The following is a 24,844-nucleotide window of genomic DNA, read 5'->3' on the forward strand; positions in this document are numbered from 1 at the left end:
CTGAGATTCTTTTTTATTTAGAGAAATAATGAGTGAAAAAAAAACAATTACACACGTAATTTTAACAGGAGGGGTAGGTAGTAGATTATGGCCGCTTTCTCGAAAAAGTCAGCCAAAACAATACTTAGAGATTTTCGAAGGTAAATCTTTGTTTGAAATGACAGTAGATCGTAATAGTCATTTGGTTGATAAAGTAATGGTTGTTGGGAATGTCGATAATCATCATTTGAGCGGAAAAGTAATGGAGAAAACGTTGACTTCATATATCAATATTGTTGAAGCTACGCCTCGTAACACTGCCGCAGCAATTGCATTTGCAGCATTTGCTTCTGACCCCGAAGATATATTAATCGTTACTCCTTCAGATCATATTATAGATTTGATGGATAATTATAATAACGCTATTGATGAAGCAGTTTCAAAAGCTAATGATGGTTTTATAGTTACGTTTGGAGTTATTCCAACTAAACCAGAAACGGGATATGGTTATATTGAATCTAAAGGCGATAAAGTAATTTCGTTTCGCGAAAAACCAAACGAAACGACAGCAAAAGAATTTATTGCGAGAGGTAACTTTTTATGGAACAGTGGTATGTTCTGTTTTAAAGCAACTGTTCTTTTAGATGAGTTAAAACAATTTCAACCAGATATTTATGAAAAATCCAAAGCTGTCTGGGAATCAAGTAAAGATGGGTTCTTAGATTTAGATCTTTCATTAGAAATTCCTTCAATAAGTATTGACTATGCTGTAATGGAACGCAGTAAAAAAATTAAAGTTGTCCCAGCTTCCTTCTCTTGGTCAGATTTGGGATCATTTGAGTCAGTTTATGATTATCTAATTTCTAAAGGCCATCCAACTGATCAAAATGGTAATATGGTTATCGGCTCTGATAAACATACTACTTTTTTAGGATTAAAAAATACTATTTTCGTATATACAGATTCAGCTAATTTGATTTTGCAGAAGGAAAACTCACAAGATGTAAAAGATATTTACAGTGAATTAGAAAAACAAAATTCTGAATTACTAAACTAATTAAATTTAAAATGAAAAAAATTCTTATCACTGGCGGTGCTGGTTTTATAGGTTCACATGTAGTAAGACGTTTTGTAAATAAATATCCAGACTATCAAATTTTTAATCTAGATGCATTAACCTATGCTGGAAATCTTGAGAATATTAAAGATATAGAAGATCAGCCTAATTATACTTTTGTAAAAGGCGATATTGTTGACGAAACTTTTATCAATGAACTTTTTTCGAATCATAAATTTGATGGGGTTTTACATTTAGCAGCCGAGTCACACGTTGATAGATCTATTGAAGATCCTTTGGCTTTTGTTAAAACCAATGTTATCGGAACAATGAATTTATTAAATGCAGCAAAAAATCAATGGAAAGATAATTTTGATGGAAAGAGATTCTATCACATTAGTACAGATGAAGTTTATGGTTCACTGGGGGCTGAAGGATTGTTTACAGAAACTACTTCTTATGACCCTAATTCACCGTATTCTGCTTCAAAAGCAAGTTCGGATCATTTTGTAAGAGCATATGGAGAAACTTATGGTTTGCCATATGTATTGACAAATTGCTCAAATAATTATGGATCTTACCATTTTCCTGAAAAATTAATTCCGCTTTTTATAAATAATATTATTAATAATAAGCCATTACCAGTCTATGGTGATGGAAATTATACCCGCGATTGGCTTTTTGTTGAAGATCATGCTATTGCAATAGATTTAGTTTTTCATGAAGGTAAAAATCATGAAACGTATAATATTGGCGGATTTAATGAATGGAAAAACATTGATTTAGTTAAGTTATTGTGTCAGATAATGGATGGAAAGTTAGGACGCGAAAATGGAACTTCTGCAGGACTTATCACATATGTTAAAGACAGGCCAGGACATGATTTACGTTATGCAATTGACGCATCAAAAATTAATAAAGAATTAGGATGGAAACCATCTGTGACTTTTGAAGAGGGTTTAGAAAAAACTATTAATTGGTATCTAAACAATGAAGAATGGCTAAAAAATGTTACTTCAGGAGTATATAAAGATTATTATAAAAAGCAATATTCGTAGACTTTTTTAAACAGTAATTTTAAGTTTAAATTATAATTTAGTATGAAAAAAATAACTTACGTTCTTACTCTATTTTTTATTTTGATGATGTCTTTTAATGTGCATGCTCAAGATTTATTGAAATCTAAAGATTTAAGCACAGTAAAAGTTGATTATTTGTCAGATGATGATCTTGCAAAAATCAGTGCACAATTAAAAAGCAATAATGCAACGCTGGATCAGGTTGAGCCAATGGCTTTGTCAAAAGGAATGAGTCAGATGGAGTTTAATAAATTAAGAGTCAAACTTACTGAATACGAAAAGAAACAGTCTAAAGATCCTGCTAAAAATCCTGACAAAGAGAGTAAAGAAAAAAAAACAGAGAAAGATTCTGAATTTGGCAGAAAACAAGAAAAAATCAAAAATGATAAAGTTAAGGATTCTGTTAATGCTTTAATTTTCGGATCTGAATTATTTGACAATCCGACTTTAAATTTTGAACCCGATTTAAAATTGGCAACTCCAATGAATTATGTTTTGGGCCCAGGTGACGAATTACAAGTAAGTGTTTATGGAGTTCAAGAGTATAATGCAAATATTCCGGTAAGTGTTGAAGGAAAAATAACAATAGATTATGTTGGACAAATTGCAGTGTCAGGAATGTCTATTGAAGCTGCGACTCAAAAAATAAAAGCTGCAATTGCTCGCGTTTATAGTACGGTAAGATCTGGTCAATCTCAAGTTAGTGTCAGTTTAAGTCAAATTCGTACTATCAAAGTAACAATTGTTGGCGGAAAACAGCCTGGAAACTATTCTATATCATCTTTAGCAACAGTTTATAATGCATTGCATTTAGCTGGAGGACCAGGAAAAAATGGCAGTTATAGAAATATTGAATTAATTAGAAATAATAAAGTTTATCGAAATATTGACATCTATAGATTTTTAGTTAAAGGAGATCAATCTGATAATGTTAGTCTAAAAGACAATGATGTAATTCGAATTCCAGCTTACAGTCAAAGAGTGGTTGTAGAAGGAGAAGTAAAACGTCCAGGGATTTTTGAAATGAAAAAAGGAGAAAAATTCTCTGATTTATTAAATTTTGCTTCTGGATTTAATGAGTTTGCTTATACAGCATCTGTAAATGTTTTACAAAAAACAGGAAAAGAATTTAAAGTTCATGATATCAACGAAAGTGAATATAATACATATGTACCGCAGTCAGGAGATGTTTTTAAAATTACTAAAATTTTAAATCGTTTTGAAAACCGTATCAAAATTGAAGGTGCTGTCTTTAGGCCAGATTATTATTCTTATAATGAAGGAATGCGAATTTCTGATCTTATAACTAGAGCTGAAGGACTTAAAGAAGATGCCTACACAAAGAGAGCAAGAATCATTCGTTTAAAAACAGATTTAACTACTGAAATTGTAAATGTTGATTTAGCAAGTGCTTTATCAGGTGATTTAAATGCTGACATTGAATTAAAGAGAGAAGATATTGTAACGGTATATTCAATTTTAGATTTTAGAGAAGAGTATAAAGTTACTATTGATGGAGAAGTTAAAAATCCTGGAGAGTACGAATATTTTGAAAATCTTACATTAAACGATTTGGTTGTACAAGTTGGTGGATTAACAGGTTCAGCATCAAAAAGAGTTGAAATTGCAAGAATGGTGAAATCTGATGTAATAGACGATGCAGATCCAAAACGTGTTGAGTTGGTCGAACTTGAAATTACTGCAGATAATAACGAACAGGTTAAAAATTTCATTCTAAAACCTTTTGATGTTATTAATATCCGTAAAATGGCAGTTTATGAAAAGCCTCAAATGGTGACAGTGAGCGGAGCAGTTGGTTATCCAGGAAAATATGTTTTAGCCAATAAAAAAGAAACTGTTTATAATGTGGTTATGCGAGCTGGAGGATTAACTTCAATTGCAAACTTGGACGGGATGAAAATAAAAAGGCCAATTAAGCAAGAACAGATTGAGAAAATTGAAAGTGTTGATTTGAATCTGGCGAAAAATGATACTCTTAAAGAAAAACTTGCTAAAAAATTAAAGGAAGATTTAAAATTTGCTACAATTCCGGTCAATTGGGAAAAAATAGTTAAAGATAAAAATCACTATTCAAATGTTACTTTATTTCCAGGTGATGAAATTGAAGTAGCTGTTTATAATGAAGGTGTAAAAGTTACTGGAAATGTATTATTAACTTCTGAAATTCCATATAGAAGTGGAAAAGGGTTCAAATATTATATAAATGCTGTTGGAGGTGTTGACAATAAAGGATGGAAAAAGAAGGCATATATTATTTATCCTAATGGTAAGGCGTCTGTGACTCAGTCATTTCTGTTTTTTAGATCGTATCCCAAAGTTGAACCAGATTCGCAAATTGTAGTTCCTGAAAAGCCAGAAACTAAAAGAATGAGTACTGGAGAATGGGTTAGTATTGGTAGTGTGTTGACTAGTTTGGCTTTGTTAATTGTTACAGCTTTTAAATAATTGTTGATGGATAATAAAATTATTACAAATAATGAGATTTCGTTAAAAGATTTACTACTTAAGGGACAAGAGTGGTTTTCTTATTTACTTTCTCAGTGGAAACTTTTTTTATGTGTTGGAATAATTGGTGCATCATTAGGATTAACGTATTCGATATTAAAAAAGCCTGTGTATACTGCTACATTGTCTTTTGCATTAGAAGATGATAAGTCTAGTGGCGGCGGACTAGGTAGTGCATTAGGTTTGGCTAGTACATTAGGGTTAGATTTAGGCAGTGGTGGAGGAAGTATTTTTACAGGTTCAAATTTGACTGAATTATTTAAGTCCCGTACGATGGTAGAAAAAACTTTATTAAGTCCAGTAATTGTTAATGGTAAGATAATTTCTTTAGCAGAAATGTATATTCAAGATAACGATTGGAGAGAAAAATGGAAGGATGAAGCAAAACTGAATAAAATTCAATTTTTGCCAAACGCAAATAGAAAATTATTTAGCAGAGTGCATGATAGTATATTAGGAGTAATTTATAAAAATTTGTCCAAAGAGTCTTTATCAGTTGCTCAGAAAGATAAAAAAATTTCAATAATTAGTATGGATGTTTCTTCAAAGAATGAATTGTTTTCACTTTATTTTTGTGAAGCACTTGCCAAACAAGTTGGGAATTTCTACGTTGCTACAAAAAGTAAAAAAGCTCGTATGAATATGGAAATTTTGCAAAAGCAAACAGATTCTATTCGTGCAGAATTAAATAGTGCTATTACCGGAGTAGCAGTGGCTAATGATAATACCTTTATGCTAAATCCAGCTCTTAATGTTCGTCGCGCCCCATCGGCAAGAAGACAAATAGATGTACAAGCAAATACAGCAATTTTAACAGAACTGGTTAAACAATCAGAATTAGCAAAAGTAACTTTGCGTAAAGAGACACCATTGATTCAAGTAATTGATAGGCCAATTCTACCATTAGCAAAAGAACGTTTTGGCAAATTAAAAGGAATTATAATGGGAGCTATTTTAGCTGGGTTTTTAACTACTCTATTTTTGATTTTTAAGAAAGTGGTTAAAGAAATTATGAAATAATTTTCTGATTGTAATAATAAAATGAAAAATTACACCTTAAAAGTTCAAGAAGTTAGAAGAGAAACTGATGATACTGTTACTTTATGTTTTAAACAACCAGGATTAAAAAAAATTAAGTATTTAGCTGGTCAATATCTAACACTCCAATTTAGAATCAATGGACGAAGATATATCCGACCTTATTCGTTTTCCTCTACTCCTTTAGTAGACTCATCGCTTGATGTAACTGTTAAACGCGTACCCAAAGGTATTGTATCTAACTATATCAATGATTATGTAAAAGTTGACGATGTGATTGAAGTGCAAGAGCCATTAGGTGAGTTTACATTTGAATCAGATGAAAAGTTAAAATCAGTTGTTTTTTGGGGAGTAGGAAGTGGTATAACACCTTTGTTTTCAATGATTAAGTATTTGTTAGCTTTTGATTCTTTAATAAAAATTCATCTAGTCTATGGTAATAAATCTAAACATTCAGTAATTTTTCATGATGGATTAGAGAAACTTAGAGCTGCCTATTCAGACCGTTTTAAGATATATTATTTTTACTCAAAAGAAGATTTTTTTGATGATGAATCTCATAATTTTAAAGGAAGAATTAATTCAGATTTTGTGAGTAACTTAATTAAAAAAATTGATCAGCCTACAAGACATTATATTTGTGGACCTATTGGATTAAAAAATACAATTAAGGAATCATTGTTGTCTTTAATAGGAAATTTGGATAATTTTTTTTCTGAAGATTTTGAAATTGTTAAAAATCCTGAAGATTTTAAAAATATATTTAATCAAGATATTATATTAAATTTTCAAGGAAATGAAAATAAAATTACCATAAAGAAAGGAAATTCGATATTAGAGGATGCATTGGAAATGGGTTTAGAATTACCTTATTCATGTCAAACGGGAAATTGCAGTACTTGTAAAGCAACTATTAAATCAGGAGAAATTAAAATGATTGGTTTAAGTAAACCGAGAACGGACTTAAATGAAAATGAATATTTATTATGTTGTAGTTACCCCATGACAAATAATGTTTATGTTGAGATATAAAAAACAATAATCATAGATAAAATATAATAATGAAAGTAGTAATTTTTGCAGGTGGTTTTGGAACACGACTTATGGAAGAAACCGAAGCTAGACCAAAGCCGATGGTAGAGATTGGTGGAAAACCTATATTGTGGCATATATTAAAAATGTATGAGCAACATGGTTACAATGAATTTGTTATTTGTTTAGGATATAAAGCGACTTTTATTAAGGAATATTTTTATAATTATTATTTGCATAATTCGGATGTAACAATCGAATTAGCCAATAATAATATTAATGTTCATTATTCAGAAACAGAATCTTTCAAAGTGACATTGATAGATACTGGTTTGCATACAAATACAGCAGGAAGATTGAAACGTATTCAGAAATATGTTAAAGATGAGACTTTTATGCTAACATATGGTGATGGTGTTGCGGATGTGGATTTATCTCAATTGCTTAAATTTCATAAATCACACGGTAGATTAGCAACTTTAACAAGTGTTCAGGTACCTGGACGTTTTGGAAATTTAGAAATTGGAAACGAAGGCGAGGTTGATAGTTTTATTGAAAAACCAGCTGGTGATGGAATGTGGATCAATGGTGGTTTTTTTGTTTTAGAACCAGGGATTTTTAAGTATCTTGAAAATGATGTTGACGACATTCAATGGGAAAAGGAGCCTTTGGGAGCTATTGCTAAAGATCAACAATTGGCTGCTTACAAGCACACTGGATTTTGGAAATGTATGGATGCTCTTAGAGATAGAGTGGAATTGGAAGCAATGTGGAATTCTGGAAATGCAAAATGGAAAACATGGTAGTTTCATTATTTGAAAAATTAAAGGCATCCTATGATGGTAAAAAGATCTTTTTGACAGGTCATACTGGTTTCAAAGGTGCTTGGATGTTAAAAACTTTGTCTTTATTAGGAGCTGAAGTAAAAGGCTATGCCCTTGAACCTCAAACCAAAGATGATTTGTTTTGTCTTATAGATGGAGATAATATATGTGATTCTGTAATTGCTGATTTAAGAGATAAAAAGCGTTTAGAAAAAGAGATCATAGACTTTCAACCTGATTATGTTTTTCATCTTGCAGCACAGCCATTAGTTCGTTTGTCGTATGATATACCTGCAGAAACTTTTGAGGTTAATGTTATTGGTACAGCTAATGTTTTAGATGCAGTTCGCTTGTTAGAAAAAAAATGTGATGTGATACTAATAACAACCGATAAAGTTTATCATAATAACGAATGGATATATCCTTATCGCGAAAATGATAGATTAGGAGGTTATGATCCCTATAGTGCAAGTAAGGCTTGCGCAGAATTGGTTATAGATTCTTATAGAAATTCTTTTTTTAATATTAAATCTTATGATTTTCATAAAAAAGCGATTGCTGTTGGAAGAGCAGGGAATGTTATTGGAGGAGGAGATTGGTCAAAGGATCGTTTGATTCCTGATATAGCAAAAGCTTTTGCAGATAATAAAGCTGTAATTATAAGAAATCCCAAATCAGTCAGACCATGGCAACATGTTTTAGAACCAGTGATGGGATATTTATTATTAGGAGCTAGTTTATCTACAGATCCACTACAATTTAGTCAAGCGTATAATTTTGGACCGCATTTATCTGATGCTCTTCCAGTAGAAGAGATGTTAAAGTTAGCTATTCAAAGTTGGGGTAAAGGAGAATATAAGGTGGAAATAGAAGAAAATCAGCCTCATGAAGCCGGATTGTTGAAACTTGATATTAGTAAAGTTATAAATGAATTAAAATGGGCACCAAAATTGAATGCTACTAAAGCTGTTAGTATGACGATGGATTGGTACAATCAATTTGTTACTAAAAAAGAAAATATTAATTTATTTACAGAAACTCAAGTTAAATTATTTCTAAATGCGTAATATCTTAATTACAGGAATTACGGGCTTTTTGGGTTCTCATATTGCTGAAAGTTTAATTGCTAATAATATTAATGTAATTGGATTAAAGCGTGAAAGTTCTAATTTATGGAGGTGTGAAGAATTTAAAGATAGAGTAGTTTGGGTAGATATTCCTGATAATGGATCACTAGAAATTCTAAACAATTATTCTTTTGATACAATTATCCATGCCGCATGGATTGGTGTTGAATCAAAGGATAGAGATAATTGGATTGAACAAATTAAAAATGTTACTTTTTTTGTTGAATTATTAGAAGTTGCTAAAATTTTACAAGTAAAAAAAATAATATTTTTAGGTTCACAAGCTGAATATGGTATTATAAATAGTAAAATATCTGAAGATTATGAATCAAATGCTTTAAACGCATATGCAGCTACTAAATTAGCTTGTTTGGAAATTTTAAAAAGTTTTTCGCGTATAAATAATATAAATTGGGTCTGGCTTAGATTATTTTCGGTATTTGGCGAAAAGGAAAATTCAAATTGGTTAATCCCATCTTTAGTAAACTCAATGTTAAATAAAAATGAGATGGATTTTACTTTAGGAGAGCAGAAATATGCTTATCTATATGTAAAAGATTTTACTGAAATAATGAAAGAAATTGTTCAAAAAGATTTGAATTCTGGCGTTTATAATATTTCCTCCAATGAAATTAGAACCATAAGATCTCTTATTGAAGATATAAAAAACATCGTTAATCCAGAATTTAGTTTAAATTTTGGAGCTTTAAGTTATAGACCTGGACAATCAATGCATATGGAAGGTGATATGTCAAAATTGAGCACCCAAATTGGAAAAATTCAATTTTCTAGTTATAATATTGCTTTGCAAAATACTTTAAATTATTATTTAAAAAAATAAAATTATGAAAGCATCTGACTTTATTGCAGAGTTTTTAGAAAAAAAAGGAATTAAAAGTGTTTTTGAATTATCAGGCGGAATGATAACTCATATTCTAGACTCTTTAAATCAAAAAACAAGTATCAATATCATTACAATGCATCATGAACAAGCTGCCGCATTTGCTGCAGAGGGGTATGCTAGAATCACTGGTTTGCCTGGTATTGCTCTAGCAACGTCAGGACCTGGTGCAACTAATTTATTGACTGGAATAGGAAGTTGTTTTTTTGACTCAACTCCTGCAGTTTTTATAACAGGCCAAGTAAATAGACATGAATTAAAAGGTGATAGAGAGATCAGACAATTAGGTTTTCAAGAAACAGATATTTTTTCTATGGCCAAACCTATTACTAAGGCTTGTTTCCATGTAAATGATCCTAATGATATTCCAGCTATTTTTGAAAATGCTTTTAAGATTGCTTTAGAAGGTAGACCTGGTCCAGTTCTTATTGATATTCCGATGGATGTCCAACGTACTCAAATTGAGAATACGATTATTGGTACTGAACCTTTGGAATTTTCAAAGATAGATTCTAATATTTTTAAAAGTTTAATAGAAGATATTAATAAGGCTAAAAAGCCTTTGATATTATCTGGACGAGGAATTAAAGCAAGTAAGAGTCAAGAATTATTTGACGAATTTATTTTAAAAACCCAAATACCAGTGATTACGACCCTTTTAGGTTTAGATACTATTCAATATGACAATTCTCAACGAGTGGGATTTATTGGAAGTTACGGTAATAGATGGGCAAATATTGCATTTGGAGAATGTGATTTATTAATTGTTTTAGGGAGTCGTCTCGATATTAGGCAGACAGGAGCTGATGCTAAATTTATTGAGAATAGAAAAATTTATCATATTGATTGTGAAAAAGGAGAAATTAATAATCGTGTTAAAGGCTGTGAGGCTATTGTAACAGATTTAAAATCCTTTTTTAATGAATTTAAGATACATACCATTAATAGTTCTTTTATTTTAAACCAAGAATGGCTCAATCACATTAATGACCTGAGGAAAACTTGGCCAGATATAAAAGAATTAGATCCAAAAGGCATAAACCCAAATGTTTTTATGCATTTGCTTTCTAGCAAATCTAAAAAAGCAAAGTCATATTTGGCAGATGTTGGAAGTCACCAAATGTGGGCCGCACAATCTTTAGAACTTTATAAGGATCAACATTTTTTGACTTCTGGAGGAATGGGAGCTATGGGATTTTCATTGCCAGCTGGTATTGGAGCAAGCATTGCTTTAAATAAAGAGCCAGTTGTTGTTTTAGTAGGCGATGGGTGTATGCAGATTAATATTCAAGAATTGCAAACTATTGTTAGGAATAAATTGCCTTTAAAAATTGTTGTTTTGAATAATAAGACTTTAGGCATGATTAGGCAATTTCAAGATAGTTATTTTGAATCTCGTTATCAGTCTACCTATTGGGGATATGACGCTCCTGATTTTGCTAAAGTTGCTATAGCTTATGGAATAGATGCAAAAACAATTGAAAATCCAATTGAAATTGAGGATGCTATAGATTGGTTTTGGAATAGTGAAAATGCAGATAAACCACAATTATTGCAAGTCATGATTGATCCTCATACTAATACTTATCCGAAAATTGCTTTTGGCAGACCAATTACTGAAATGGAACCATTTGCTAAACCAATAGCAATGGAAGCCACTTAATATTAATTAAAATTATTGTTAAAGATAGACTTATATGTTACAAAATTTAAAAGAAGATTCTCTATTAAATAGTTTAAGAGAAATTGCAAAGAAAAAATCAACTCAAGTTATTGTTGCTGGAGAAAATTACATTCCCGTTACTGGAAAAGTATTAGATGAAGAAGATATTTTAATGGGAGTTGATGCAGCTCTTGATGGTTGGTTAACTGCAGGTCGTTTTGCTAACAAATTTGAAGCAGATTTTGCTGCTTATTTTGGTGCTCATAGATCGCTTTTGGTAAATTCAGGATCTTCTGCTAATTTGGTGGCCTTTTATGCTTTAACTTCTCCGAAGTTAGGAGAAAGAGCGATCAAGCCAGGTGACGAGGTAATTACTGTAGCAGCTGGTTTTCCAACAACGATTAATCCTATAATTCAATTTGGAGCTATTCCAGTTTTTATTGATGTGGATATCGCAACACACAATGTGAAAGCAGATATGATTGAGGCGGCGGTAAGCCCTAAAACAAAAGCAATTATGATAGCTCATTCGCTTGGCAATCCGTTTGACTTAGATGAAGTAATGCGTGTTGCCAAAAAATATAATTTATGGGTAGTCGAAGATGATTGTGATTCTTTAGGAGCAACTTATAATGGAAAGAAAACTGGAACTTTTGGAGATATTTCAACATTTTCATTTTATCCAGCACATCACATCACAATGGGCGAAGGTGGAGCAGTTTTAATAAACAATCCAGTTTTATCAAAATTGGCAGAAAGTTTTCGTGATTGGGGACGTGATTGTTATTGCGAACCAGGAAAAGACGATACTTGTGGTTGCCGTTTTGGTCAGCAATTAGGGACATTGCCTTATGGATATGATCATAAATATACATACTCTCATATTGGTTTTAATTTAAAAGTAACTGATATGCAGGCTGCTTTTGGAGTTTCACAAATTAAAAAAATCGATCAATTTGTAGAGCGTCGTAAAGAAAATTATGCGGCTTTATATGAGCGTATGAAAGAATTTGAGGAAGTTTTTGTTTTACCAGAACCTACTCCAAATTCAGAACCATCTTGGTTCGGGTTTCTGTTGACGCTTAGAGAAGGTGATGCAAATGATCGCCATATGTTAGTACAACATCTAGAAAAAAATAAAATTGGAACTCGGTTACTGTTTGGAGGGAATTTGTTAAGACAACCTGCTTATGCTAATATAGAGCACCGTGTTGTAGGTGATTTGACTAATACCGACATTATCATGAATCAATCATTTTGGTTAGGTGTTTGGCCTGGTTTGAATGAAAGTCACTATGATTATATAGCTGATGTGATTCGTGACTATTTAAATTCGTAGAGTGATTAAATTATTAAAAAAGAGCTCTGCTATAATTGGTATTGATGGAGCTATCGCTTTTACAATACTTTCAAGATTAATTCAAGCTGGTGGTGGCATAATCACTTTAATTTTTGTCGCAAAATGTCTTACAAAGATTGAGCAAGGCTATTACTATACGTTTGGTAGTATATTAGCTATCCAGATTTTTTTTGAATTAGGTCTTTCAAATATTCTTACACAATTTGTGGCACACGAAAATGCCAATTTGATTTGGAATGATAAAACAAGTTTTAGAGGGCCAATTGAATCAAGTTCACGATTGGCTTCTCTATTGCGTTTTACAGTAAGATGGTTCGCTGTAATTGCTGTTTTATTATTTTTAGGTTTGCTGATTGCTGGATATTGTTTTTTTAATAAATTCGGCAAAAATGACAATATTGTTGAGTGGCAAGTTCCTTGGTTAATACTTTCAATTACAACCTCTCTGTCGTTAATGCTTTCTCCCATTTTAGCCTATCTTGAGGGACTAGGAAGGGTAAAAGAAATTGCAAGGATAAGATTAGTACAACAGTTGATTCAACTCTCGTTTATTATTCTTTTCTTTCAATTTGGATTTAAATTATTTTCTAGCCCATTAGCTTCAATAGTCTCTTTTACTGTCATTCCAATCTGGATTTTTTTGGGAGATACAAAAAAAACATTGCTATTCATTTGGAATAAAATTGATGTTTTTAAAGTGAATTATAGATTAGAAATTTTTCCTTTTCAGTGGAAAATAGCCTTGAGTTGGATTAGTGGTTACTTTATATTTCAATTGTTTAATCCCGTTCTTTTTGCTACAGAAGGCCCTAGTGTTGCTGGACAAATGGGAATGACATTAGTGATTTTAAATTCTATCTTGATGTTCACTTTGAGTTGGGTTTCAACAAAAATTCCTTTTTTTTCAAGTTTGATAGCAAAAAAGAGCTATAAAGAATTAGATAATTTATTTTATAAAACGTTGATTCAATCTTCAGCATTGAATGCATTAGCATTATTTTGTTTTTTTATTATAGTTTTTTTATTGAGATATTTTGATTTAAAAATCGATGGTAAAAATTTTGGAAATAGGTTTTTATCTTTTCTGCCACTGTTATTTATGAGTATACCGGTTTTTTTAAATCATATAATTGCCTCATGGGCTACTTACTTGCGTTGTCATAAAAAAGAACCGATGTTGTTACAAAGTGTAGTTATAGGTGTTTTATCTTGCTTGTCGACTTTGGTTTTGGGTAAATTCTTTGGAGTAATAGGAATGACTCTAGGATATATGGTATTAACTATGGTGGCATTTATATGGACTTATATGATTTTTAAAACAAAAAAGAGATTATGGCATTCATAGAAAAACCGCTTTTAACAATAGCAATACCTACTTATAATAGATCAAAGTTTTTAGATAAAGCGTTGTATTATATAGATGTTCAGGTAAATGGATTCGACTTTCCGATTGAAATAATTGTTTCAGATAATTGTTCAGATGATGATACGTCATTAATAGTTCAAAAATACATCGATAACGGATTGGCAATTAGATATATAAAAAATGAGATAAATAAAGGTGCAGATTTTAATATCGCTCAGTGTTATACACAAGCTAAGGGGAAATATGTTGTAGCTTTTGGGGATGATGATATATTTAATAAAGGCTCAATTGTTCAAATATTGAATGTTTTGAATAAATATGAAGATATTGGTGTTTTTTATCTGAATTGGAAATTACTAGATAGTGTTGACGAGATGGATAATCTTAGTAATAGTGAAATATTATTATTTAAAGATTATATAGATTTTTTTGAAAAGATTAGCCATAATGTAACTTTTATTTCTGGCAATGTAGTTAACTCAAAATTTATAAAGAATATAAATTTTGATTCTTACTTAGGTACTAATTTAGTTCAGCTTCCACTTTTTTTGACAGCGGCATTTGAATCAACATATAATATTGTTCATAAGGCTCCACTTGTGAGTGTTGAACCAGAAAATAGTGGGGGATTTAGTGTATTGAAAGTGTTTGGGAAAAATATCAATGATATCTTTAGAAAGGTTTGTTTAAATTCGAAACAAGCACAGCTATCTGAGATGATAAATTGCAGGCTATTTATGGAATGTTTTCCTGGCTGGATTTATAGAATTAAAACTCAAAATCACAGTTTTACTGATAGATTAAGTTCTTTTAAATTAGAATATAATACAAAGAAAGAATTATTTGTTTATTTATTTTTTGTGTATCCAGTAATAATAATGCCTGAAAAATTACTAAAAATAATATGGCCAATATTTAAAATATATTCTGCAATACTGAGAAAAATTATTTTATTTAAGAAGAAAAAAAATGTTGAATTTATAACTATAAATAAATGATTAAAATACTCATAGTTTTTGGAACTAGACCGGAAGCAATTAAAATGGCTCCGTTAGTAAAAGAATTTCAAAAACATACTGATAGATTTGATGTTAAGGTTTGTGTAACAGCTCAACATAGACAAATGTTAGATCAAGTTTTAGATTTTTTTGATATTATACCAGATTATGATTTAAATTTAATGCGTCCAGGTCAAAATTTATCACAATTAACGGCAGATGTTATTTTAGGTTTAAAAACAGTCTTTGAACAATTTACGCCTTTTTATACCTTTGTACATGGTGATACCACTACTTCTACTGCTGCTGCCCTTGCATCATTTTATGCAGGTGTAAAGGTTTGTCATGTTGAAGCAGGCCTACGTACGTATAATAAATTGTCGCCTTTTCCTGAAGAAATGAATAGACAATTAACTGGCAGATTAGCAGATATACATTTTGCTCCAACTTATCAATCAAAAGAGAATTTATTAAGTGAAGGTACTCTTGAAAATTCTGTTTTTGTAACTGGAAATACTGTTATCGATGCACTTTTATATGCAAAAGATAAAGTTGAGTTAATTAATGATTCACAAATAAATTTTTTAAAATCCATTATTGATAATTCAAAAGATTTAGTTTTAGTTACTGGACATAGGAGAGAAAATTTTGGAGATGGCTTTATCAATATTTGTAAAGCATTAAAACAATTAGCGGCAGAACGAAATGTTCAGATTATTTATCCTGTACATCTTAACCCTAACGTAATTGATCCTGTTCATTCTATTTTAAAAGATACGGAATCTATTCATTTGATTGAGCCTCTTGCTTATCCTGCTTTTGTCTGGCTTATGAAAAAAGCTAAAATTATAATAACTGACAGTGGAGGTGTTCAAGAAGAGGCACCAAGTCTTGGAAAACCTGTTTTGGTAATGCGAGATACTACAGAAAGACCAGAAGCTGTTGAGGCAGGAACAGTAAAATTAGTGGGAACTAATATTGATAAAATATTATTTGAAGCAAAATATTTGTTAGATAATCCGAAAGAGTATCAAAGAATGTCTTTGGTTCATAATCCATATGGTGATGGATCTACTTGTGCAAAAATTATAGAATGTATACAATAATTAGAATAAAATGAATAAAATTTTGTTTGTTTCAAGATATCCAAATGAGATTGACCTTAAGGATGGTATGATGCAACGGATAGCAAATGTTGATGCTTTCTTTGAGAATGTTGAAAGAACTTATTTATATATATCCTTAACAAAAAATTTATCTTACTCAAATAAGCTTTTGGGTAATTTAAATATTATTGAATTAAATCTATTTTTTCATTTTTTTAAAATTTGTAAGTTAATAAATAAGAATACGGTAATTTATGTGCATTCGCTATGGAACTATATTTGGATTGCATTATTTAGCATGAAAAATAAAAAGCTAGTTATTGATTTACATGGCGTAGTTCCCGAAGAATTAGAGTTTTATAATCGAAATATTTTAAGTTGGTTTTTTTCAATAATTGAACGTAGATTAATAAATACTGTTAGTGTTATGATCTATGTAAATACAACTATGAAAGATTATTACTTAAACAAATACAAAAAGTTAGCTAAGAAGGAAAATTATGTCTGTCCAATACTGACAAAAAATGTTTTTGCTCAAGATAACGATTTTGATATTGACGCTTTTAAAAGTGAAATTGGAATTTTAGAAAATAATATTGTTTTTATTTATTCCGGCAATATTCAAAAATGGCAAAATTTTGATATGGTTATTGATTCCATTAACAAGTTAAATAATGTAAATTATAAATTCATAATTTTAACTAATGAAATAAATGCTGTCAACAAAATAATTTTAGATCGCTGTAACGAGTCAAAAAGAAAACAAATTTTAGTTTTTAGTGTGTCTCCAAAAGAACTTTCCAAATACTATTCTATTTCTCATTATGGTTACATTCTTAGAGATGATCACATTTTGAACCGAGTTGCAATGCCAACAAAATTAATTGAGTATTTATATTTTGGTATAGTACCAATTGTTAAATTAATTGATATTGGTGATTTTAATAAGTTTGGTTATGAATACATTTTTATTTCAGATGTAAGTAATGATTTATGTCCTGTAAAAAGTGGTAAAAATACTGCAATTGCTGAAGGACTTTTAAAAGAGAATTATAATATTAAAGAGTTAATATTATAATATGATTGCATACTATTTGTTCTATGGATCCCTAGGTTTATTTTCCTTTTTTCAGTCGATTGATTTTAAAGAGCAAATAGTTAAAGAGAACTTGAAAGTTATCGAAAGGTTAGTGCCTTTTGGATTGTTGTTTTTTATTGGGTTAAGATATAAAATAGGAACTGACTGGGTTGAATACAAAACTTTTTTTGATAAAGTAGAAACAATTGATGTAGTTTTATTTAAGTCAAAACTTGCAATTGAATTTTATAGCGAAGAGTTTTTTGAATTAGGATTTAAGTTTTTAGTATCGTTAATAAAAACTTTAGTAGGACAATTTCAATTTTTAGTATTTATAATATCGGCATTTAATATATACTCATTCGTTAGGTTTTTGAGGATAAATAATGTTGAGAATAAATTTATGTTCTATTTAATGTATTACTCTTTTAATTTATTTACAGAGTTTGATATTATTAGACAAGCTTTGGCATTTTATGTTTTTTTATTTGCACTTGAGTATGTCAACAAATCTTTCATAAAATATGCTTTAATCTGCTTAATCGCTGGAAGTTTTCATTCAAGTGCATTATTATTTATTCCCCTATACTTTTTTTTTAAGATTGATTTAAGTAAGCGGTTGTTAGTGATAACTTTAATTGTTTATTTTTTTGGTTATTTGTTTGGAGTTAAATGTATCTCATTGATTTTGGATCTTTTTTCTTTTATTTCAGGTAATTACGTTTTTGATAAAATTAAAATTTACATTGGATTATTTGGATATCCCAATAAATTTGGAATATTTACCTTAGTATATTCTTTACTTGCCCTTATTCTAATATTTAATTATGATAAATTACAAAGTCTGTCTAAGTCACAAAAAGTAATGATATTATTTTTTCTTGCTTATGCTTACGTATCTGTCTTTTTTTCTGAAATTAAAGTGGTTGAAGCTAGATTTGTTTTCTTCTTTAACTTTGGAATAGCGTTTCTCTTTTCATTCTCTAGTAAATTGCTAAAGCCAAAACCTCAAATCATTGCGGTAAGTTTTTATATAACCTATGCGATTTTACGATTTAATCTTTCAATGATGGATGAAACTGTGAGGTTAACATATTCACCTTATTTCAATTATTTGTTTGTCGATGATCAAGATGAAAAATTTATTCTAGAAAAATATAATCGGGTTAAAATAAAAGTTGGGGATTATTATGAAGATAAGGTAATCGAAAATAAAGAATAATATATGCGAGTTAAAAATAACTTTTTAGTTATAGAAATTGAAAAATTAGTAAAATGGAAAAATCAGTAAACTTTAATGCAGATGTATCTGCGGTTGTTGTTTTATATAATCCTGATTTATCAAATCTCAAAAAAAGCTTACTTTCACTGATTACTCAGGTTGGTAATGTGATTTTAATTGACAATAGTCCTATAAATTTAGAAACTGGAGAATTTTTATCTTTTTTTAAAGATTTCTCGATTGAGTATTATTTTCTAGGTGAGAATTTGGGAATAGCTAAGGCTCAAAATATAGGAATACATAAGGCATTAAATAAAAAATCAAACTTTGTTTTGATCATGGATCAAGATAGTATTCCTTTTAGCGATATGGTTTACCATTTAAAGCATGATTTTATATTTTTATCTAATAAAGGATGTAAAGTAGGTGCAATAGGACCTGTCCCAATTAATATTCAGACGCAAGCACCTTATTCATCTAGAATCAAAAAAAACTATCCGTTTTTTGATGATTGTCAAAATATTATAAAAGTTAGTGAGTTAATTAGTTCAGGCAGTTTAATTGATTTAGCTATTTTTGAAGATGTTGGTTTAATGGATGAGTCTTTATTTATTGATGGGGTTGACCATGAATGGTGTTGGCGAGCTAACTCGAAGGGGTATGTTTGTGCAATGTCTAATAATGCAAAATTACAGCATATGCTTGGTGAAGGAGATAGAAAAATATTTGGAATCCGGATTGCAATTACTTCTCCTTTTAGAGTTTTTTATCAATTTAGAAATTACTTTTATTTATGTAAGAGACAATATGTGCCCTTATATTGGAAAATTAATAATGGATTTAAATATTTGATAAAAATACTTTATTATCCTACATTTGTTTCGCCTAGAAAGCTTTATTTAAAGAATATTCTTAGAGGAATAAAAGCGGGTTTGAGTGTAAAAGGATAAATTATAATTTAATATAAATATATATATATGAATATTTTAGTTACTGGCGGTGCTGGTTTTATTGGAAGTCATCTTTGTGATCAATTATTAAATGACGAAAAAAATTATGTTTCCGTTGTGGATAATTTATCTTTAGGGCGTATTAAAAATATAGAACATTTAATTCCTAATGCCAAATTTAAGTTTTACGAAATAGACATACTTAATGATACTGAGCTTAACTCGGTTTTTGTAGAAGGTAAATTTGATGTGGTTTTTCATTTGGCAGCTAATTCTGATATTGCAAAAAGTTATAATGATCCAAGCGTAGATTTAAATAATACATTTTTGACAACATTCAAGGTTTTAAATTCTATGCGAGTTCATGAGGTTAAACAGCTGGTATTTGCATCGACATCTGCTATTTATGGTGATACTATTGAAACACTAAATGAAGATTTTGGCCCACTTTTTCCGGTATCTCATTACGGCGCTGGAAAGCTTGCATCTGAAGCATTTATTTCTTCTTTTTCTGCAAATTACGGAATTCAAACTTGGATAATAAGATTTCCAAATGTTGTTGGAGAAAGAACAACACATGGTATTCTTTTTGACTTTGTTAAAAAAATTAACGATAACCCAATATATCTTGAGGTTCTTGGCAATGGTGAACAAAATAAGCCCTATGTATATGTAAGAGATTTAGTAGAAGCAATAAATTTTGTTTGGACAAATTCAAGTGAAAAATTTAATTATTTCAATATTGGTGTGGACAGCAGTACTAAAGTTAAAGATATTGCAAAAATTGTACTAGAAGAAATGAATGAATTGAGAGAAATAAGATTTACAGGAGGAGATAGAGGCTGGGTTGGAGATGTGCCTTTTTTCTCCTATAGCTTAGATAAAATTCATGATTTAGGCTGGAAAGCAAAGAATACTTCTGATGAAGCAGTTAGGCTATCTATTAGAAGTATTGTTAACCAGATAAAAAAATAAAGTATGAAAGCTGTCATACTAGCAGGAGGAAAAGGTACTCGTTTAGGGCTAACTGATGTTCCAAAACCTATGGTTAATGTAGCGGGAAAGCCTTTGTTGTTGCATCAAATTGAATTATTGAAACGTTACGGAATTAAAGATGTGATTCTATTAACTGGACACTTGGGAAATGTAATTGAAAATTATTTTGGTGACGGACATAAATTTGGTGTAAATATTAGTTATATCGTAGAGGATATTCCTCTAGGAACTTCAGGTGCAGTTAAAGAGTTAGAAGGCTTAATTAGTGATCGTTTCTTGGTTTTATATGGAGATGTCATGATGGATTTTGATATAGACTCATTTATTCAATTTGACAGCGAGGCTAATTCGATTGCCTCAATCATTGTCCATCCTAATGATCATCCTTATGATAGTGACTTAGTAGAAACCAATGAACACGGTTATGTAAATAAATTTCTTTCTAAGCCACATGAAGAAAACTTGTTTTATAGTAATAATGTAAACGCTGCTACTTATATCTTTCATCCTGATATTTTTCAGTATATAAATAAAGGCGAATTATCTGATTTTGGGAAAGATATTTTTCCTGCAATTTTGCATAAAGGAATTCACAAAATAAGAGCTTATAATACTCCTGAGTATATAAAAGACCTTGGAACTCCTGATCGCCTTACCCTAGTTGAAAATGCAGTTATAAGTGGAAAAGTGGCCTCGTTTAATAAGAAATTTAAGAGACCAGCAATCTTTCTAGATAGAGATGGGGTAATTAACGAAGAGGTCGATAATTTAAGAAATATCAATGACTTTAAATTGCTTCCACGAGTTTCTGAAGCTATAAAGAAAATTAATAATTCTAAATTTTTAGCAATCGTAATAACTAATCAGCCTATGATTGCAAAAGGATTTTTGTCAGAATTAGAGCTTAGCGAAATACATAAAAAACTGGAGACTGAAATAGGCCATGAAAGGGCTTATGTTAATAAAATTTACTATTGTCCGCATCACCCAGAAGCTGGATTTGAGGGTGAAATCATTTCTTTGAAAATTAAATGTGAATGTAGAAAACCTAATATAGGGATGATCGAGAAAGCAGTAAAAGAATTTAATATTGATCTATCTAAATCTTATTTTATTGGAGATACAACAATAGATGTTCAAACAGGAATTAATGCAAATGTTAAAACCGTGTTGGTAAAGACAGGACATGCTGGAAGTGATAAAAAATATAATGTTAAACCTGACGCAATTGCAATTGATTTGTATGATGCAGTCAGTCAAATTTTGGAAATGAATGATAATTAGTAGAACACCATTTAGAATAAGTTTTGCCGGGGGAGGCAGTGACTTAAAAGAATATTATCAGAATCATGGCGGTGCTGTATTAAGTGTATCAATTGATAAATATGTTTATCTTTCTATGCATCCTTATTTTAATGATGATAAGTATCTTTTGAAATATTCTAATATAGAATTAGTAGATAGGCTAGATCAAATACAACATAGAATCATTAGAAAAGTTTTTGAAGATTTTGATATAAAAGGTGTTGATTTCAATTCAAGTGCAGATATTCCTTCAGGGACAGGTTTGGGGTCTTCGTCAGCTTTTACTTCAGGACTGATTAGTTTATGTAATGCATATCAGGGAAAATATCTTTCTCGAGAAATGATCGCAGAACTAGCTTGCATAATTGAAATAGATAAACTTCATGAACCTATAGGGAAACAAGATCAATATGCTTGTGCCTTAGGTGGATTAAACTTCATTGAGTTTAGAGAAAATGAAAAAGTTATTGTTGAGCGAGTAAAAATGAATCAGAATAAATATGATCTATTAGAGAATTATTTATTGATGTTTTATTTAGGTAATACTAGAAAAGCATCTTCGATACTGACTGAGCAAAAGGAAAATACAAAATCGGATCATAAAAAAGTAGATAATTTGCATAAAATGGTAGGTCTTGCCCATGATCTAAAGAAAGAACTTCTGTCTAATAATATAGAATCAATGGGAGAGATTTTGCATACTGGATGGATGTATAAGAAAGAACTAGCTTCTAATATTTCTAATAAAGATATTGACATATTTTACGAAAAAGCTATTAGAGCTGGAGCTGTAGGCGGAAAATTATTAGGAGCAGGTGGTGGAGGATTTTTGCTTTTTTATGTTGAGGAATCTAAACAACAAGCGGTAAGATCAGCATTGAGCGATCTTTATGAATTACAATTTAAATTTGATAATACAGGAACAAGTATAATATTTTAACTATGGAATCATTAACAATTATAGATACATATCTATCAGAATTAAAAAATACAATTGATGCTTTAAGCAGAAAAGAGATCGTTCAATTTTCTGAACTTTTAGAAAAAACAAGACAAGAAGGAAAACGCGTTATTATATTTGGTAATGGAGGTAGTGGGTCAACTGCTTCACATTTTGCCTGTGATATAAACAAAGGAGTTTCACTTGGAAAAAGTAAAAGATATAAGGTAATAGCATTAACTGATAATATTGCTACAATTTTAGCTTATTCGAACGACTTATCATATGATGATGTGTTTGTTGAGCAAATGAAAAACTTTATTGAAGAAGGAGATCTTATTGTTGGTATATCAGGTAGCGGAAACTCTAAAAATGTTCTGAAAGCTATTGAGTATGCAAACGAAAGAGGGAATTTTACTGTTGGGTTAACTGGTTTTTCAGGCGGAAAATTGCGTGAAATTTCATCTTTAAGTATCAATGCTAATGTGAATGATATGCAAATTTCTGAAGATATTCATATGATGCTCGTGCATGTTTTAATGAAAGTACTGTCTCGCTATGACTAATAGTAAAGATTTTGACTTTAGTGTTCTAATGCCATTGTTTTTTAAAGAAAAACCAGAATACATCGAAGAAAGTTTGAAAAGTTTATATAATCAAACTCTTAAACCTACTGAAATAATACTTGTACAAGAGGGAGTTTTAAATGAAGAGCAAAATAATATCCTTAACTATTGGATTAAGGCTTTTGGAGACGAAGTAATAAGAGTTGTCGATTCCAAAGAAGTAAAAGGATTGGCTCCTTGCTTGAATTTAGGATTACATGCAAGTAGATGTAATTATATTGCTAGGTTTGATTCAGATGATATCTGCTTTCCTGATCGTTTTGAAAAACAAATTGAGTTTTTAAAAAATAACAATGACGTTGTTATATTAGGTGGCCAAATTGAAGAATTTGATGAAAAAATGGAAGTTTCAATGGGAATTAGAAGAGTACCCGTTAAATATCGTGAAATATTGTCATTTGCCAAATGGCGATGTCCTTTTAACCATCAGACAGTTTTTTATAAAAGAGATGTTGCCATCGCATTAGGAGGATATCCTATCATGAAAGTTTATGAAGACTATTCATTTTGGGGCTTGTTTTTAGTCAATGGCCATAAAGCGGCTAATCTGCCAGATGTTTTAGTTAAAGCGCGTACGGGTGAAGGGTTAATAACAAGGAGATCAGGTATGAATTTCTTAAAAGGAGAACTTACAGGAATAAAATTTTTGTACAAGATTAAATTTCTTTCAACTCTTAGGTATTATACTTTAGTTATTTCACGAATTGTTGTACGCTCACTGCCGACAGGCGCTTTGAGGAAAATTTATACCTTATTAAGAAAAAGACAAGATGCAAGTTTGGGTTAGTGGAAATTCAGGTTTCGTTGGGAAAAACCTTATTCAGTATTTAAAGGACAGCTCTTTTGAATATTGTCCAATCACCAGGACAGACTTTCATGATGTGTCTAAATTAGAATTTGATGTAAATGATGCCATAGTTCATCTAGCGGGTAAAGCGCACGATCTTAAGGCAACATCAAATCCTGATGAATATTATCGGATAAATTTTGAACTAACCAAAAAGCTATATGATGAATTTTTGAAGTCTAAGGCAGGAAAATTTATTTTTGTTAGTTCAGTAAAAGCCACAGCAGATGTGGTCGATGGAATTTTAACTGAAGAACATTTGCCAAATCCGCAGACACATTATGGAAAGTCAAAACTTATGGCCGAGGAATATATCCAAAACCAACCATTGCCAGAAGGAAAATCATACTATATTTTACGTCCATGTATGATACATGGCCCTGGTAATAAAGGTAATTTGAATTTGTTATATAAGTTTGTACAAAAAAATATTCCTTACCCGCTGGCTGCATTTGATAACAAACGATCGCTTTTAAGTGTAGATAATTTATGCTTTGTCATTAAAAAATTGTTTGAGAAGAATATACCATCGGGGATTTACAACGTTGCTGATGATGAACCATTGTCAACAAATCAGATCGTCTCGTTTCTAGCTAATTCTTTAAATAAGAAGCCTAAATTATGGCCGATTTCACAAAAAATAATAATAAAAACAGCTAAAATTGGAGATAAAATAAAACTCCCTTTAAATACAGAACGTTTAAAAAAACTAACAGAAAACTATATTGTTAGCAATATTAAAATTAAAGAGGCCTTAGATATAGAATTTCCATTAAGTTCAATGGAAGGGCTTTGTAAAACGGCTAAAGCTTTTAAGAGATAAA

At 30.4% G+C, this 24,844-nt stretch carries 22 protein-coding genes; all 22 read left to right on the forward strand.

Annotated features, from left to right (window positions below; genetic code table 11):
- Window positions 1-28 precede the first annotated feature (28 nt).
- From GKZ88_RS18145 to GKZ88_RS18250, 22 genes are read left to right on the forward strand one after another with little or no spacing between them, the layout of a single operon-like run.
- Complete coding sequence (locus tag GKZ88_RS18145; protein WP_155103726.1) at window positions 29-1,036, forward strand: mannose-1-phosphate guanylyltransferase; 1,008 nt, start codon at window positions 29-31, stop codon at window positions 1,034-1,036.
- Between the two features lie 11 nt (window positions 1,037-1,047).
- A complete protein-coding gene (gene rfbB / locus GKZ88_RS18150) occupies window positions 1,048-2,094 on the forward strand; it encodes a dTDP-glucose 4,6-dehydratase (protein WP_155103727.1) in 1,047 nt (348 codons plus the stop codon).
- 42 nt (window positions 2,095-2,136) lie between these two features.
- A complete protein-coding gene (locus GKZ88_RS18155; protein WP_155103728.1) occupies window positions 2,137-4,581 on the forward strand; it encodes an SLBB domain-containing protein in 2,445 nt (814 codons plus the stop codon).
- A gap of 6 nt (window positions 4,582-4,587) precedes the next feature.
- Window positions 4,588-5,661, forward strand: coding sequence for a Wzz/FepE/Etk N-terminal domain-containing protein (locus tag GKZ88_RS18160; RefSeq protein WP_155103729.1), 1,074 nt, complete (start codon window positions 4,588-4,590; stop codon window positions 5,659-5,661).
- 21 nt (window positions 5,662-5,682) lie between these two features.
- Window positions 5,683-6,711, forward strand: coding sequence for a ferredoxin--NADP reductase (locus GKZ88_RS18165; RefSeq protein WP_155103730.1), 1,029 nt, complete (start codon window positions 5,683-5,685; stop codon window positions 6,709-6,711).
- A 29-nt stretch (window positions 6,712-6,740) separates the two neighbouring features.
- Window positions 6,741-7,517 (forward strand): glucose-1-phosphate cytidylyltransferase, encoded by a 777-nt coding sequence (gene rfbF, locus GKZ88_RS18170; RefSeq protein ID WP_155103731.1) that lies wholly within the window; start codon window positions 6,741-6,743, stop codon window positions 7,515-7,517.
- Window positions 7,511-8,602: a CDP-glucose 4,6-dehydratase gene (gene rfbG, locus GKZ88_RS18175; protein ID WP_155103732.1), complete on the forward strand. Its 1,092-nt coding sequence runs from the start codon at window positions 7,511-7,513 to the stop codon at window positions 8,600-8,602. The genes rfbF and rfbG overlap by 7 nt, the downstream gene beginning before the upstream one ends.
- Window positions 8,595-9,503, forward strand: coding sequence for an NAD(P)-dependent oxidoreductase (locus GKZ88_RS18180; protein WP_155103733.1), 909 nt, complete (start codon window positions 8,595-8,597; stop codon window positions 9,501-9,503). The genes rfbG and GKZ88_RS18180 overlap by 8 nt, the downstream gene beginning before the upstream one ends.
- A 4-nt stretch (window positions 9,504-9,507) precedes the next feature.
- Window positions 9,508-11,226, forward strand: coding sequence for a thiamine pyrophosphate-binding protein (locus GKZ88_RS18185; RefSeq protein WP_155103734.1), 1,719 nt, complete (start codon window positions 9,508-9,510; stop codon window positions 11,224-11,226).
- Between the two features lie 34 nt (window positions 11,227-11,260).
- Window positions 11,261-12,565, forward strand: a complete 1,305-nt coding sequence (rfbH, locus tag GKZ88_RS18190; RefSeq protein WP_155103735.1) for a lipopolysaccharide biosynthesis protein RfbH — start codon at window positions 11,261-11,263, stop codon at window positions 12,563-12,565.
- Window position 12,566: 1 nt separating this feature from the next.
- Entirely contained in the window at window positions 12,567-13,931 is a 1,365-nt protein-coding gene (locus GKZ88_RS18195) for a hypothetical protein (RefSeq protein WP_196216494.1), read from the forward strand.
- On the forward strand, window positions 13,919-14,950 hold the full coding sequence (locus GKZ88_RS18200; protein WP_155103736.1) for a glycosyltransferase: 1,032 nt from the start codon (window positions 13,919-13,921) through the stop codon (window positions 14,948-14,950). Before GKZ88_RS18195 ends, GKZ88_RS18200 begins: the two co-directional genes overlap by 13 nt.
- Window positions 14,947-16,056 carry a UDP-N-acetylglucosamine 2-epimerase (non-hydrolyzing) gene (gene wecB / locus GKZ88_RS18205; protein WP_155103737.1) on the forward strand — a complete coding sequence of 370 codons (1,110 nt, stop codon included), beginning with the start codon at window positions 14,947-14,949 and terminating at the stop codon, window positions 16,054-16,056. Before GKZ88_RS18200 ends, wecB begins: the two co-directional genes overlap by 4 nt.
- Window positions 16,057-16,066: 10 nt before the next feature.
- The gene (locus tag GKZ88_RS18210) at window positions 16,067-17,134 is read left to right on the forward strand and encodes a hypothetical protein (RefSeq protein WP_155103738.1); all 1,068 of its coding nucleotides are present in this window, start codon (window positions 16,067-16,069) and stop codon (window positions 17,132-17,134) included.
- Between the two features lies 1 nt (window position 17,135).
- Window positions 17,136-18,356, forward strand: coding sequence for an EpsG family protein (locus GKZ88_RS18215; RefSeq protein WP_155103739.1), 1,221 nt, complete (start codon window positions 17,136-17,138; stop codon window positions 18,354-18,356).
- 53 nt (window positions 18,357-18,409) lie between these two features.
- Window positions 18,410-19,306 carry a glycosyltransferase family 2 protein gene (locus tag GKZ88_RS18220; RefSeq protein ID WP_155103740.1) on the forward strand — a complete coding sequence of 299 codons (897 nt, stop codon included), beginning with the start codon at window positions 18,410-18,412 and terminating at the stop codon, window positions 19,304-19,306.
- 27 nt (window positions 19,307-19,333) lie between these two features.
- The gene (locus GKZ88_RS18225; RefSeq protein ID WP_155103741.1) at window positions 19,334-20,281 is read left to right on the forward strand and encodes an NAD-dependent epimerase/dehydratase family protein; all 948 of its coding nucleotides are present in this window, start codon (window positions 19,334-19,336) and stop codon (window positions 20,279-20,281) included.
- A 3-nt stretch (window positions 20,282-20,284) separates the two neighbouring features.
- Window positions 20,285-21,586 carry an HAD-IIIA family hydrolase gene (locus GKZ88_RS18230; RefSeq protein ID WP_155103742.1) on the forward strand — a complete coding sequence of 434 codons (1,302 nt, stop codon included), beginning with the start codon at window positions 20,285-20,287 and terminating at the stop codon, window positions 21,584-21,586.
- Window positions 21,576-22,547, forward strand: a complete 972-nt coding sequence (locus tag GKZ88_RS18235) for a GHMP kinase (protein ID WP_155103743.1) — start codon at window positions 21,576-21,578, stop codon at window positions 22,545-22,547. The genes GKZ88_RS18230 and GKZ88_RS18235 overlap by 11 nt, the downstream gene beginning before the upstream one ends.
- A gap of 2 nt (window positions 22,548-22,549) precedes the next feature.
- Entirely contained in the window at window positions 22,550-23,113 is a 564-nt protein-coding gene (locus GKZ88_RS18240) for an SIS domain-containing protein (protein WP_155103744.1), read from the forward strand.
- Complete coding sequence (locus GKZ88_RS18245) at window positions 23,106-23,960, forward strand: glycosyltransferase (RefSeq protein WP_155103745.1); 855 nt, start codon at window positions 23,106-23,108, stop codon at window positions 23,958-23,960. The genes GKZ88_RS18240 and GKZ88_RS18245 overlap by 8 nt, the downstream gene beginning before the upstream one ends.
- Window positions 23,944-24,843: an NAD-dependent epimerase/dehydratase family protein gene (locus tag GKZ88_RS18250; RefSeq protein ID WP_155103746.1), complete on the forward strand. Its 900-nt coding sequence runs from the start codon at window positions 23,944-23,946 to the stop codon at window positions 24,841-24,843. The genes GKZ88_RS18245 and GKZ88_RS18250 overlap by 17 nt, the downstream gene beginning before the upstream one ends.
- The last annotated feature ends 1 nt before the right edge of the window (window position 24,844 follow it).

The organism is Flavobacterium sp. LC2016-01 (assembly GCF_009711135.1).
Classification (GTDB): Bacteria; Bacteroidota; Bacteroidia; order Flavobacteriales; family Flavobacteriaceae; genus Flavobacterium.